The 14,189-nt window shown below is 67.3% G+C and carries 10 protein-coding genes and 2 pseudogenes; all 12 read right to left on the bottom strand.

Annotated features, from left to right (window positions below):
* Positions 1-2: 2 nt before the first annotated feature.
* The gene (locus tag DVS28_RS09515) at positions 3-1,580 is read right to left on the bottom strand and encodes an extracellular solute-binding protein (protein ID WP_114591229.1); all 1,578 of its coding nucleotides are present in this window, start codon (positions 1,578-1,580) and stop codon (positions 3-5) included.
* Positions 1,581-1,713: 133 nt separating this feature from the next.
* Positions 1,714-2,721: a LacI family DNA-binding transcriptional regulator gene (locus tag DVS28_RS09520; RefSeq protein WP_114591230.1), complete on the bottom strand. Its 1,008-nt coding sequence runs from the start codon at positions 2,719-2,721 to the stop codon at positions 1,714-1,716.
* A 397-nt stretch (positions 2,722-3,118) separates the two neighbouring features.
* Complete coding sequence (locus DVS28_RS28310) at positions 3,119-3,442, bottom strand: hypothetical protein (RefSeq protein WP_164710276.1); 324 nt, start codon at positions 3,440-3,442, stop codon at positions 3,119-3,121.
* Between the two features lie 80 nt (positions 3,443-3,522).
* The gene (locus DVS28_RS09530; RefSeq protein ID WP_164710278.1) at positions 3,523-3,972 is read right to left on the bottom strand and encodes a hypothetical protein; all 450 of its coding nucleotides are present in this window, start codon (positions 3,970-3,972) and stop codon (positions 3,523-3,525) included.
* A 310-nt stretch (positions 3,973-4,282) separates the two neighbouring features.
* On the bottom strand, positions 4,283-5,143 hold the full coding sequence (locus DVS28_RS09535; protein WP_114591233.1) for a carbohydrate ABC transporter permease: 861 nt from the start codon (positions 5,141-5,143) through the stop codon (positions 4,283-4,285).
* Position 5,144: 1 nt separating this feature from the next.
* Entirely contained in the window at positions 5,145-6,602 is a 1,458-nt protein-coding gene (locus tag DVS28_RS09540; protein WP_114591234.1) for a carbohydrate ABC transporter permease, read from the bottom strand.
* A gap of 51 nt (positions 6,603-6,653) precedes the next feature.
* Complete coding sequence (locus DVS28_RS09545) at positions 6,654-8,150, bottom strand: extracellular solute-binding protein (RefSeq protein WP_114591235.1); 1,497 nt, start codon at positions 8,148-8,150, stop codon at positions 6,654-6,656.
* Between the two features lie 968 nt (positions 8,151-9,118).
* Positions 9,119-9,943 (bottom strand): annotated as a pseudogene (locus DVS28_RS09550) (IS256 family transposase); the annotation flags it as partial.
* Positions 9,944-10,348: 405 nt separating this feature from the next.
* A complete protein-coding gene (locus DVS28_RS09555) occupies positions 10,349-10,963 on the bottom strand; it encodes a TetR/AcrR family transcriptional regulator (protein WP_164710281.1) in 615 nt (204 codons plus the stop codon).
* 562 nt (positions 10,964-11,525) lie between these two features.
* Positions 11,526-11,714 (bottom strand): hypothetical protein, encoded by a 189-nt coding sequence (locus tag DVS28_RS29550; protein WP_245973588.1) that lies wholly within the window; start codon positions 11,712-11,714, stop codon positions 11,526-11,528.
* A 185-nt stretch (positions 11,715-11,899) separates the two neighbouring features.
* Positions 11,900-12,319, bottom strand: a pseudogene (locus DVS28_RS30130) (transglutaminase-like domain-containing protein); the annotation flags it as partial.
* Between the two features lie 317 nt (positions 12,320-12,636).
* On the bottom strand, positions 12,637-13,764 hold the full coding sequence (locus DVS28_RS09565) for a CoA transferase (protein WP_114591238.1): 1,128 nt from the start codon (positions 13,762-13,764) through the stop codon (positions 12,637-12,639).
* Positions 13,765-14,189 lie beyond the last annotated feature (425 nt).

Consider the following 14,189-nt stretch of genomic DNA (forward strand, 5'->3'; position numbering starts at 1 on the left):
AGCTACTCGGCGTTGGCCGCGAAGATCCCGGACAGCTCCTGCTCGAGCTCGGCGATCGCCGCGGCGATGTCCATGTCCGGGTCCGACAGCTGCGCGCTCTCGAAGTCGGCCATGGCCAGCTTGTACTCGTCCCAGCCGGGCACGTTCTGTTCGTGGCTGGGCACGTCGGTGTAGCTGGCGCTGTCCAGCGCCACCTGCCAGTTCACGCCCTGCGGGAACACGGCGTCGAGGTCGGCGAAGAACGCCTCGGTCAGGCCCGGGTCGGCTGGGGCGGCGCCGTAGGCGTTCAGCAGCTCCAGCGCCGAGTCGTCAAGCAGGTAGGTGAGGACCTCGAACGCCTCGTCGGGATGCTCGGTGGCCGCCATGATCCGGAAGGTGTCGGCGTGCATCTTGGCGGTCACGGTGCCGTCGTTGGACGGCATGACCGCGAGGTCCCAGAAGTCCAGGCCGTTGCCGTCGTCGTCGCGGACGCAGCACGTGTACCAGAGGTGGGTGTTGGCCATGGCGACGTTGCCGGAGGCGAACGGGTTGCCGCTCAGCAGCTCGGAGTCGAACTGCTCCTGGCTGGGGGCCCAACCGGCGTTCCAGACGCCGTCGTGGTACCAGGCCCACTCCTGCTCCCACGGTTCGGGGATGTCGGCCGACCCGTCGTCGGCGACCGGGTAGCCGGCACCGAAGTGGGTGCCCTGGGCGAACATCAGCGTCGTCCACTGGTTGACGTAGCCCCACTGGACGGTCTGGGAGCGGTCGAAGTCAGGGGTCGTGCCGTCGTTGCCGTTGGCGTCGACGGCGAGGATCGCGGCGATCTCGGCCACCTTGTCGAAGTCCCAGGTGCCTTCGTACTCCGTGCCCTCGCCGTAGACGGCGGTGCCGTCGGCCCCGTAGGACTGCGGCGGGTAGGGAAGGCCGGCCTCGTCGAACAGCTCGGTGTTGAAGAAGATGGAGGAGGGATAGGAGGCGAACGGCAGGCCGGGGAGGGTGCCGTCGGGCTCGCGGAAGTTCTCCACGGTTTCGGCGGGGAAGCGGGAGATGTCGTAGCCGGTCGACTCGATCAGCGGTTCGAGGTCGAGGTAGAGGCCCGCGTAGGAGTTGGAGCCGTCACGGCCGACCGGACCGATGATGTCGGGCACGTTGCCGCCGGCGATCTGCGTGGACAGCGTGTCGTAGGCGACGTCGTTCTCGACGATCTCCAGGACGATCTGGATGTCGTCGTGGCTGTCGTTGAACGCCTCGACAACGGCTTCCTGGGCGGCGATCTGTTCCGGCTGGCCGCCCGCGCCGAGACCGACGAACCAGCGGATCTCCACGGCGTCCCCGGAGGTGGACTCCTCCTCGGTCGGTTCTGCGTCGTCGGCGTCGTCGGTGTCGGTGTCCTCAGCGTCGTCCGTCGGCTCGGGGTCCTCCCCCATGTCGTCTTCGGTGGACGCCGTGGCAGCGGTGTCGTCGGCATCCTCGGATGCCGAGGTGCCCTCGCTGGCAGAGCCGCTGCAGGCGGCCAGCATCATCACGAGCACCATCAGGGCGGCCAGCCGAGTGGCAGCGGGCACCGCAGGGCGCGGCGCAGCGAATATCCTTGTCATGCCTTCTCCTTCTGCTTACAGGCGTTGGGTTGGCAAGTGGGGCCGTCGGACTGGACCTCTGGCGGCCCCACGATCTGTGTCGACGACGGGGTGTCATCGAGGTTGTGGTGGGCAGCGACGCTGCCCGGCGTGGTCAGCGGTCGGACGCTCCGATCGTCGACTGGCGGATGACCAGCTCGGTGGGCAGCAGCACCCGGCGCGGCCCGCCGTCGGGGGTGTCGAGCAGGTTCAGCAGTGCGCGGGCGGCCTCGGCGCCCTGGGTGGGGACCTGCTGGCGGATGGTGGTCAGCGGCGGGTCGAGGCGGGAGGCGAAGTCGAGGTCGTCGAAGCCGACGAGGGCGACGTCGTCGGGGACCGTGACGCCGGCTGCCTGCAGGGCCTCGAGGGCACCGGATGCGGTGGCGTCGTTGGCGCAGAAGATCGCATCGACGCCACGCTCGAGCAGGCGGGGGACGGCGTCCGCGCCCGAGGGGGCGTTGAAGTCACCGGTGACGACGAGACCCTCGGTGGGCAGGCCCGCATCGGCCATGCCCACGCGGTAGCCGACCAGGCGGTCCTCACCCGCCACGCTGCCGGGGATGCCGGAGATGTGGGCGATGCGGGTGCGGCCGGTGTCGACGAGGTGCTGGACCACGCTGCGAGCTGCCTCGACGTTGTCGACGTCGACGTAGCTGGCGGTGTGGTCCTCGCGCCGGTGGCCGATCAGGACGGTCGGGATGGGCGAGGCGAGGAGCCCGTCCACCAACGGGTCGTCCAGCCAGTGCGCCGTGACGATCAATCCGTCGACCAGCCCCATCCGCTGGATGTCGGTCAGCGTTTCCTGCTTCGAGCGGTTGCCCAGCCACAACATCATGCCGGTGGCCCGCTCGGCGAGGACGTCGCTCATGCCCTGCAGCAAGCCGGAGAAGTAGGGGTCGACGAACAGCAGTGACGGCTCGAGGTGCATCACGACCCCGACCACGCCGGACCGCCCGGAGGCAAGGCTGCGAGCAGCGCGGTTGGGGGAGTAGCCGGTCTCGGCCAGGACGGCCTCGACCCGCGCCCGGGTACGCGGTGCCACGGACCCGCCGTTGAGGACGCGAGAGATCGTGGCGCGCGAGACCCCGCTCATCGACGCCAGGTCGTCCAGCGTCAGCGTCATCGAACACCCTCTCTGCGGCTCGCCTCCCACGCGGCTCGTTGGAAGCGCTCTCAACCTATTGCGCTACGAGACCGCTGGTCAAGAGGGAAATACGCGGTACATGAAAGCGCTCTCAAAGGTGGACGCGGGGTCCCCGTGCCCGAACAACGAGAAACGCCACCCCGGGCGGGGTGGCGCTGTGTCCTGTGAAGGTGTTGCGTCCGGAGGCGCGGATTCCGAACCGCGGATCTACGGTCCCGGGTGAGTCCAACTCCGCGGTGTGGGAGCAGGTCCGCCGAACAGGCCCTTCACGACTGGGCGTGGAGATGAGGTCGGGGACGCCTGGCGGCACCCTGCAACGCCCGCGGGACCGCCCTGCGGGACCGGTTGGGGTGGGGCCAGCATCGACTCTTCACGATCAGAACCCGGGTTCGTTTCTGAGACTCCAGAGGTCATCGTTGCACAGCGGTGAGGGATAGGTGGCCTCGCCCCCGCTTTCGCTGACCGCTGTCGCGGTGGCGTTGACACACCGATCATCGGGTAGTCCCGGCACCGGATGCACACTGTCCACCGACATCTCGAAGGTGGCTGTGCCGCTGGGATCGAACCGCTCTGGCAACGGCCGCTCGTGGACCACCACGGTCACCGTCACCGAGTCCTCTCGGGCACGGTTGCTGATCGTGAACCGCCGAGCCTCGCACGACGCCGCCGTCGTCCCAAGCACCGCCACGATCACCGCCAACCTGGCGGCACCCTTCCACGCCCGCCGGACCGCCCTGCGGGACCGGTTGGGGTCGGGCCAGCACCGACTCGTCTCCATGATCAGAACCCCGGTTCGTTTCTGAGACTCCAGAGGTCATCGTTGCACAGCGGTGAGGGATAGGTGGCCTCGCCCCCGCTTTCGCTGACCGCTGTCGCGGTGGCGTTGACACACCGATCATCCGGCAGTCCCGGCACTGGACGCACACTGCCCACCGACATCTCGAAGGTGGCTGTGCCGCTGGGATCAAACCGCTCTGGCAACGGCCACTCGTGGACCACCACCGTCACCGTCACCGAACCATCCGTCGCAACGTTGCTGATCGTGAACGGCTGGCGGGCACACGCCGCGACCGTCGTGACCAGCACGGCCAGCACGATTGCCCACCGGGCGGTGACGGCCACCGGCCCGTGGGCTCGTCCCGCACCATCCCGTGCTGCCCGGTTTGCCTGCCGCTCGCCCCGGTTCATGACTGACAGGTCAATCGTGCGATTCGTGGTGCGGACCTCCATGTCGCCGTTCACGCTGAACCGGCCGGATCCGACCATCCCTGGCAGACCGACCGTGACCTCGGGCCGCCGTGCCACGAACCACGTCCCAGACCTGCCACCCGAGAGGCAGGCGGCCATGCAGATGGCTAGTCGTGCCACCGTGGCCCCTCGTAGAAGTGTCCTCCCTCGAGCAACGTCGTCAGCTCGTACTCCATCGTCGACTCCCTGGTTCGTCGGCGGTCTCCCCGGTCGCGTCACCCTATGACGAACGGACCCGACGAGGAGCCGATGACAGAAATCGTGTTCTCGTCCCAGCAACCCCGAACAGCAGCTACTTCTCCCCGCCCACCGCGAAGCCGGACATGAACGGTTTCTGCAGGGCCACGAAGACCAGCACCGGGGGTACCGAGGCGAGCAGGGCGCCCAGCATCAGCGGACCGTAGGTCAGCGACTGGCCCGTGTTGAGCAACGTGCCGAGACCGACCTGGACCAGCTGGTCACGCTGGTCGGCCACGATCAGCAACGGCCACAGGTACATGTTCCAGGCGTAGACGAACTGGATGACCGCCAAGGCACCGATGGCGTTCCACGACAGCGGGATGAGGATGCGCCACAGGAACTGCAACGGGCCGGCGCCGTCCAGCTGCGCGGCCTCCGACAGGTCGGCCGGCAGGTTGGCGAAGTGCTGGCGGAACAGGAACGCCCCGGTCGCGGAGGCGAAGAACGGGACCGTCAGCCCCAGCACCGAGTCGTTCCAGCCGAACCCGTTGACGATCCGGAACAGGGCGAGGATGGAGATCTCGGTCGGCATCAGCAGCGTGACCAGCACGAAGCCGAAGACCAGCCACTTGCCGGGGAAGCGGAAGTAGACGAACGCTAGGCCGGCCAGCAGGGCGGTGATGGTCTTGCCGACGGTGATCGCCAGCGCCTGGATGGTGGAGTTCAGCATGTAGCGGCCCAACGACCGGGCCTCCCACACGGCTTCGAAGTTGTCGCCGAACGCGGTCCCGGGCGTCAGCTGGTACTGGAAGACCTCGGGGTTGGTCTGGGTCGACACCAGCGCCGCGTAGAGCACGGGCAGGCCGATGACGATGCAGGACCCCAGCAGCGCCGCGTGCAGGCCCAGGCGCCGACGACGAGACGCTGGCGGGGCCGATGACGCGGCGGTCCTGGTGCGGCGGAAGAAGGCCATCTCAGGCTCCGTAGCTGACGCGTCGGCCGGTGGATCGGAACTGCCAGGCGGTGACCACGAGCACCATGGCGAGCAGGATCAGCGACTGCGCCGCGCCCTCCCCGAACGACCCGTTGACCCGCCCGGCCCGCACCAGGCTGAACATCATGTCGGTGGTGGCGCCCACGGGCCCACCAGCGGTCAGGTAGTCGATCGTCCCGAAGATCTCGAAGAACGCGTAGGTGAGGTTGGTGACGACGAGGAAGAACGTGATGGGTGACAGGGCGGGAAGGATGATGAATCGCATGCGCTGCCAGCCGTTCGCGCCGTCGATCCGGCTGGCCTCGATGATGTCATTGGGCACCGTCTGCAGCCCCGCCAGGTAGAAGAGGATGTTGAACCCGAGGGTCTTCCAGACGCTGGCGAGGATGACGACGGACCGGGCAAGCGTCGGGTCGGTTCGGTAGTTCGGCAGCTCGAAGGGCGTGAGCGCCTCCACCAGGTGCCCGGCGATGCCGGCGATCGGATCGAAGATCACGTAGAACAGGACCCCGGCGATCGGGGGGCTGATCGCGTACGGCCAGATCAGGAAGGTGCGGTACAGCCCCTGGCCACGGAGGGGCTGGAAGGCCAGCCAGGCGATGCCCAGCCCCAGCGCCAGGCCGATCAGGACCGTCCCTGCGGACAGGATCAGCGTGGTCGTGAAGACCCGCTGATAGGCGTCGCCGAGCACCGCGATCGTCAGCGTGATCAAGGCGGCGCCACCGATCAGCCCCCGGACCCGTGGCAGCCACCACGGCACGGCGTCGCCCATCACATGGACCGTCGTGCGTCGGCGGCGGACGACCACCACGGCCGTGGCGACCACCCACGCAACGGACAGGACGATGGCCACCGGATCCGCCGAGGGCTCCATCAGCCTCGTGAAGTTGCCGAGGCACACGAACGGCTGGTTCGGGGCAGACAGCCGCACGATCCTCGTGGACAGGCGAACGGTCTCCACCGCCGGCCAGTACAGGAAGACCACCAGCACGGCGAGCGTGGGGGCGAGGAGCAGCAGCGGTACCGCGGGGCCGGTCCTGAACGCCCCGCCGCCCTGTTCCAGGGAGGTGTCGCGCAGCCGTCCCTGCTGCACGGCCGCCATCCGGGCGAGCCACACGACGGCGGCCAGCAGCGCGGCGGTGGTCGCCACGGCGATGCCGATGCCGAGCCACAGCTCCACCGGATCGCGGCCGGGTTCGAACGTGCAGCCACGAAGCGGCACGGTGACCAGCAGTGGCCCGACGGACCCGACCACAGCACCGATGACGCCGCCGGCGCGTCGGTCCAGCCGCAGCCTCGGCCAGACGACGAGGCCGACCAGCAGGCCGACGGCTGCGGTTGTGGCATGCATGGGCAGCATGCTGGCATGGACGGCGAAGCCCCCGTCCTCCGGCAGCTGCGCCAGGACGGGGACCACGAGCAGGGAAGTCATCGACATCGACGAACGCGAGGGGCCCGGCCCCCGTACGGAGGCCGGGCCCGACGGGTGCTACTGGGCCGCGTAGAGGGCGGTGTAGTCGTCCAGCAGGGTCTGCGCCTCGGCGTCGGCGGCGGCCATGCGCTCTGCCGGGTCGACGTCGTTGACGAGGATGTCCTCGATGGCGCCCGTGACGACGTCACGGATGGCGACGAACGACCCGAGGATCGCGCCCTGGCTGGCGACGCTGCCGTCCGCAGCGGCGAGCTGCTCTCCGGCGACGCGGGAGTTCGGGTTCTCCTCGAACCAGCCCTCGTCCTCCAGCAGGGAGATGGCCGACTCGGTGATCGGGATGTAGCCGGTGACCTTGTGCCAGTCGGCGGCGTTCTCGGGGTTGGAGAAGAACTGCAGGAAGGCCAGCGCGGCGTCCTGTTCAGCGGTCTCCAGGCCGTTGGTCAGCCACAGCGTGGCGCCACCGATCAGGTTGCCGGCGTAGTCGACCTCGCCGTTGTGGGGCATGGGCGAGGCCACGACGTCGAACCCGGCGGCGGTGCCGTCCTCGGTCAGGATCGTGGTGTCGGAGGAGGAGTAGACCAGCAGCGGGACCTCGCCGGCGATGAAGGCGTTGTAGGTGCCGGACCAGTCGCGCTGGGTGCCGGTGTAGACGTAGTGCCCGGCGTCCTCCATGTCGGCCCACCAGCTGACGAAGTCGACGGCGGCCTGCGAGTCGAGCTCGACCTCGGAGGCCCGCTCGGACCGACCGTTGTCGCCGTTGGCGATCACCGCGCCCTGCTGGCCGAGGGACTGCTCGAAGAACCAGCCGTGGTTGGGCCACGTGATACAGCCGGTGGGTGCCTCGGGCAGCGCGGCGACGGCCTCACAGGCGGCGTCGACGTCGGCCCAGGTGGCGGGCGGCTCGGTGATCCCCGCCTCCGCGAGCATCGTCGTGTTGGAGAACATGATGGCGCTGGAGGTGTTCCAGGGCATCGAGGTGAACTGGCCGTCGAGGGTGTAGTAGTCGCGGGCAGGGGCGACGACGTCGTCGAGCACGACCGGCTCGCCGAGGATCTCGTCGCGGCCATCGATCAGCTCCTCGAGGTTGGCGAAGAGCGGACCGTTGGCGGTCTGGGCGTCACGGGCTTCCTGCGTGGCGACCTCGAAGTACTGCACGATCGCGGGGGCGTCGCCCTGCTCGGCGGCCAGCTGGGTGGCCTGGAACAGCGACTCGTAGTCGTCGTAGCCCTGGATGTCGATGGCGATCTCTGGGTGGGCCTCGGTGAACGCCGTGGCGACGTCGCGGGCCCAGTCCAGCCGGTAATCGGTGAAGGCGACCCACATCTGGATCTCGGTGGCTTCCGCAGCCTCCTCGGTCGCGTCCTCGGTGTCCTCCGCGGTCTCCTCGGTCTCCTCGGCCTCTTCCGTCTCGGCCGAGGGCTCGTCGTCGGTTGGCTCGGCGGCGTCGTCGGTGGCCTCTGCGGCCTCCTCGGTGGCGTCGTCGGTGGTGTCGTCAGCGCTGCAGGCGGCCATCAGCATGGCCATCACGAGCAACGCGAGCAGGGAACGCTTCACGGCAGGGACTCCTGGTCATCGGCGGGATCGCTCGGGTCAGCCCCGAGCAGGCGCGGACGCTAGGAACCACCTGTGAACAGCGGCCGTGTCGCCGGTGTTGCGCTGGTGAACCAGAGGCTCACGGGGGATGACGTTCGGAAACGCAGATCCGCGGACGGGGCAGGAACCGGGGACCTTCGCCCACGAGCTGGGTCACCTCGCGACGTTGTAGCGGACGAACCGGTCAGCAAGCGGCATCGACGTCCTCTCCGTTGACCAGGTGGTCGGTGCAGGAGGGGGGACGAGCAGACCCGCCGCCGTGTGTCAGACGGATCCCCACAGCGGCTCCGCGGAGCCGTCGCCGCGGGGTTGTGACACACGAAATGACACACGATCCATGTGTCACAGGCCCGCTTCTGCCCTGATTTGCGCACAGGTGTTCGATCTGGGACCTGTGCGTTCCCTGCCCCCGTAGGAGGTGAAAGTGGCCTCCTGGAACGACAAAAGGCCTGCTCAGCGCCCTGTCAGGGGGCGGCCGGCAGGCCCGTTGAAGTGGTCGGGATGCGCGGATTCGAACCGCGGATCTCCGGTCCCCCAGACAGCCGGACGGAGGCGTGAAAGGGCAGCTCAGCGTAGGTTCAAAGAGACCTCGCATTGCTAATGACACCTGAATTGACACCGGCGAGACGGGCGAGTGGGGACGCCGTGGTGTAGGTGCAGGTCCGCCTAACAGGTTCTTCACGACTGGGCGTGGAGATGAGGTCGGGGACACCTGGCGGCTCCCTGCCACGCCCGCGGAACCGTTCTACGGGACCGGTCGGGGTCGGGCCAGCACCGACTCTTCACGATCAGAACCCCGGTTCGTCGCTGAGCACCCAGAGGTCATCGTTGCACAGCGGTGAGGGATAGGTGGCCTCCACCCCGCTCTCGCTGACCGGGACGATCAGGCCGCACAACTCCTGGACCACTCATCGGGTCCCCTCCACGGTGACCATCTCGCCGTGGGCCTTGCCGACCCGGGCCAGGACGTTGCGGTTGAAGTGGACCCGGCAGCGTTGCCAGGCGACCCCCTGCAGGTGGCGGCGGATCGCGGCCTTCAGGCCTTCGTGGGCGTCGGAGATGACCAGTCGAACCCCGATGAGCCCACGCGTCTTGAGGCCCTTGAGGAACTGGCCCCAGAACGCCTCGTCCTCGCTGTCGCCCACGTCCAGCCCCAGCACCTCGCGGGTCCCGTCGGTGGCCACGCCGAACGCCACGACAATGGCGCGGGACACGACGTGGCGGCCGACGCGGCCCTTGACGTAGGTGGCGTCGCAGAACACGTAGGGGAAGTCGGTGTGGGCCAGCGTCCGGCTGCGGAAGGCCTCGACGTGCTCGTCGATCTCCGCGCAGATCCGCGACACCGTCGATTTCGACACGCCCGAGTCGACCCCGAGCGCCTTGACCAGGTCATCGACCTTGCGGGTGGACGTGCCCTTGACGTAGGCGGTCATGATCACCGCCCACAGGGCTTGGTCGACCCGGCGGCGCGGCTCCAGCAGCGACGGGTAGAAGTTGCCCTTGCGGACCTTTGGGATCGCCAGCTCCACGTCCCCGGCCGGGGTGGACAGGGTGCGTGGTGGCCGGTGGCCGTTGCGCTGCCCGGTGCGGCCGTCGGTCCGCTGGTGCAGCGCGGCGCCGATGGAGGCGGTCAGCTCTTCCTCGATCAGCTGCTGCAACGCCCCCTGGAGCAGGTCGCGGAACACCGTCCGGTGCTCGTCGGTGAGCAGGTTGGCGGCAACGTCGGTCAGCAGGTCATTATCAGTGGCGGCCATCGTGTGGCCTCCTTTCGCGAGATCCTTGGTAAGACCTCACGAGCGGTCACACGGTGGCCATCACCGTTGGGGGAACCAACTCCGACTTACACCTGCCGGTGGGACATAAACCGACCGCCTGCCCCCGTATGAGGCGAAAATGGCTTCCTGGAACGACAAAAGGCCTGCTCAGCGCCCTGTCAGGGGGCGGCCGGCAGGCCCGATGAAGTGGTCGGGATGCGCGGATTCGAACCGCGGATCTCCGGTCCACCAGATACCTGACCGCAGGCGTGGAAGCGCAGGTCAGCGGCGGCTTAGAGGTGCCTCGAAATCGCGAGTGACACACGGATTGACACCACCCCTGATCCGGACGCGCGGTTGCGTTTCGTCTCGCTGACGGCGTGGGCGGTCCAGTCTCACGTCGTGTCAGAGGCTTGCCGAAGGGCTCTCCCCTTTGGTCAACCCACCGAGCATCCAATCAACAACTTCTTGGGTCAGCGCATCCAAGCTCAGCGTCCCCTCGGGCCGGTACCAGAGCGGAATGGAGTTCAATCCACCGAACATGAGCTTTACCGCCGGCCTGACCGGCAAGGACCTGAACTCACCTGCCTCAATCCCTTCTTGCAGGATCAGGATCAGCCGACGCTCATGTCTCTCTCGGACATCGGCAAACTGTTCGTGCGTGGAACGATCCAGCAGTACATTCACGTTCTCACCCAGAACCTGACCCTCCACGGACGTTGCGACGACTGTCACGTGAGCCTTCACGAACGCTCGCAACTTTGACTCCGCAGATCCCTCCGTCAAAGCCGCCTGTTTGGCGATACGGGACGTCACCTGCTCCAGGATCAGTGCCAACAACTGCTCTTTGCTGCTGACGTAGTAGTACAGGCTGGCCTTGGACAAGCCGATTCGCTCGCCTATGCGTTCCAATGTCGCGTTGGCGAACCCCTGCAGCGCGAATTCCTCCGCGGCCGCTTTCAAGATCATCTCGCGTCGCAACTCATGCCGGCGCGACTGACGACAATTGTCTGATGCCAAGCTACTTTGTCTCCTGGGCCATCACTATGGCGCCATGGTTCCCCCGCTTTGGGGTGTCGCTCGCCCTCTTTTGAACCGAGACGGGCCGATGGTAGGTCAGAGGCTCTGACCGGTTCCGCGTCACTCTGTAATGCGGAACGTTCGGGCAAGCAATGGCAATTGTGGTCGCGGCCCCCTGGCCACGCCAGCCTACCGCACAAGTCCGCGCGGGCCCTGCGAGCCGCTCTGAGTTCGAGTGACCGCGCTGATCGAGCACCTACCGACGCTCTCGAGTGGGGTCGGTGTCTGTGACGGCCTGGGGGAGGGCACCACGACGGGGCACTCCCCCAGGCCGGGGCGGGAACACCTGGAGCAACAGGATCGAGGACGCCGTCAACCGTGGCGCGGACCCTGTAGGGGGCGAGCGTACAGATGACTTGGCACCCGAGGACGTCTGGTCCCGGCCCGCCCGAGGCCTTGCCGATCTCGTGGAGCGCGTGGTCGCCCGCATCCCGGCATGAGGTGTACGGAACAACCATCGACGACACTGCCCCTCCTTGGGATCGTTGGAGGGGTTGGCGGATCAGGTGGTCGGGGCGGCCTCATCCCATTCCGCACCGGATGCCCGGACGCTGTCGCGCGACTCGTGGGCGAACCGGGCGTCATGAACCTCGGGCGCGGACGCCATTGATGGGTAGGCGGAGGTGAGCGCACCCACGATCTGCTGCAGGGGCACCTCGCGAAACGTGCCATGATCGGTGAGGTACTCCATGTGCCGGCGGCCCAGCCGTCGAAGGCGTGGAGCAGGGCGTCCCCGCTGCCATCGAACTCAAGCGATGGAACACCGAACCGTGCGCACAGTTCATCGTTGAATGCGGGCGACGCCTTTCGCGGGTTCCCGTCCACCAATACTTCGGTGTAACCGTGCCAAACGAACACATCGCTGCCCATGAGCGAGGTCAGGGTCGGCGATGACAGATGGTTGCGCACATCGGCGTAACCGGGACCGGACGGAATACCCATTGCCCGACAGCACGCGGTCAGCAGCGTGGCCTTCGGGACACACCAGTTGCGGGATGACCGAAGCACGCAGCTGGCTCGCATGGCCTCAGGCGTCAAGTCCACCACGTAGGGGTCGTACCTGATCTCGTCACGGATCGCCCGGAACAACACCGCGATGCGTTCCTGAACCGTCGAGGCACCGGCGCAAGTGTCCCGAGCGTAGGCCCGGATGTCGGGGTGATCGGAATCGATGATCGGCGTCGATGTGACGTCGGCGGTGGTAGTGGGCATGGTCTGGCCTCTTGTCGACGACAGTTCACGTTCCCGGGAGCCCAAACCGGGTTCGGTCGGTCGGCCGAACGTGTTGGATCCCATTCGATGTCGGTCATCCGATGACACGTCGGGGCCAAGGGCTCTGGATCAAACATACAGCCGGTCAATTGTAGGGCCATGGTTACAGTATCGACCCAAGAGCGAGAATCGCGGCGAGCGGCTGGCCGAACGGCACGGATCAAGACCGGCGGACCCCCCTTGTTCCAAGGCGCCTCAGCGCGAATCCATCGACGTCGGCCTCTCCGAGCGGATCATCGCCGCCGTCAGGCGACCAACGATCTGCCCCAGCCAAGGTGCGCTCGTTGCCCGCTGGATCGGCTGGTCAGAGACAGTTCCGTACAGCCGCCACGCACACTCCATCAGGGATGCTCGATCCCTTTCACTGGCGCGGATACCGTCCGGTAATGAGCCGCGTCTTCGTCGAGCTCCGATATGATGCGCCGCTCCTTCACATACCGGGTCGAGAGGGCTTCGGAGAGCTCCAGCACCGGGGCGCAGGGGATGTCATGGGACTCCAGCAGGTCCAGCAATTCGGCTCGTGAATGGTGGCTGATCGCGGCTTGCACTGCGAGGTTCACCTCCACCCGCCGGGCGACCCGCCCAGACATCATGGCGAGTTCGGGGTCCGCGCCCAACCCCCCGAGACCAAGTGCCCTGCAAAGCGGCAGCCAATGCTTGTCGCTGTACACCGCCACGACCACGTGCCCATCCTTGGCCTCGAACGACCCGTAGGGCACGACGCTGGGGTGCTCGTTGCCGATTCGACCAGGCGAATTCCCGGTGGTAGCGGCGTCGGCTCCCATATAGGTGAGGAGCGACAGGCTGGCGTCCAGCATTGGGACCTGGAGCAGCCCTCCGCGTCCATGTGCGTCGCGATACCTGAGGCCCGCGAGTCCGGCAATCGCCGCCCACAGCCCCGCGGACAGGTCACTGACCGGGACGCCCGCTCGGACCGCTGGACGATCAGGGGTCCCGGTGAGCGACATGACTCCTGACAGGGCTTGGATGACCAGGTCATAGGCCGCCCTCCCCGCCTCCGAGGACCCTGCTGCGAACCCGCTTATCGTCACGATGACCAGCTCTGGGTGCCGCTCGAGCAGTTGTGGTGGCGAGACGCTCAGCTTCAATGCACTTGCTGCCCGCATGTTCTGGATCAGGATGTCGGCGACGCCTAGCATGTCGTGGAGTCGTTCGCGGTCCCCGACGGACGTCAGGTCGAGATTGACTACCTTCTTGCCGGTGTTGACGGCGCGGTGGTAGAGGGAAGTGCCGTCGTGAAACGGGCCCACGTGCATGGAAGCGTCACCACCGGGAGGCTCGACCTTGGTGACCTCCGCGCCGAGCTGGGCAAGTGCCCAAGCGGAATAGGGGCCCGCGAGCACTTGGGACAGGTCCACGACCCGCAAACCGGTCAGCGGTGGTTCAGCGTGAGGGCCAGCCGTGATGGGCTCATCGGCAGCTGTATTGCTCGGCCTCATCGGTTGCATGGGCCCGACGCTAACCTTCGAAGGGCGCTGATGGACACAATCATTCCACTGAGTGGACCTGTGTGGCTGTTCGATGCTTGCCTGCGCTCCAGTCGGGCGAACCGATGAGAGCTGGTATGGGAGGTGTCGTGTCGAGGGCCACGAGAAACTCCCCACCGGCGGTCACGAGTTCTCCTCGCTGGTGGCCACCAGTTCGCCTCAGTGGTGGCGTCAGAACCTACCCGGTCAGGGTGTGGTGAGCGGGGGCCGGGTGGATGTTGCTTGAGACCGCCAGGCTCGCTCCTCATGGCGGCGTCGATGATGAAGTGTGCCCCCTGCAGTGGTCCAAGAGTGCTCGGCCGAGATCCTGGGGTAGCCCTTGGTGGGCTTGGGGCGGCGGGACACCTCGGCCGCACCGCCGTCGGTCTGGTGGGTGACCAGGTCCT

The sequence above is a fragment of the Euzebya pacifica genome, assembly GCF_003344865.1.
Classification (GTDB): domain Bacteria; phylum Actinomycetota; class Nitriliruptoria; order Euzebyales; family Euzebyaceae; genus Euzebya; species Euzebya pacifica.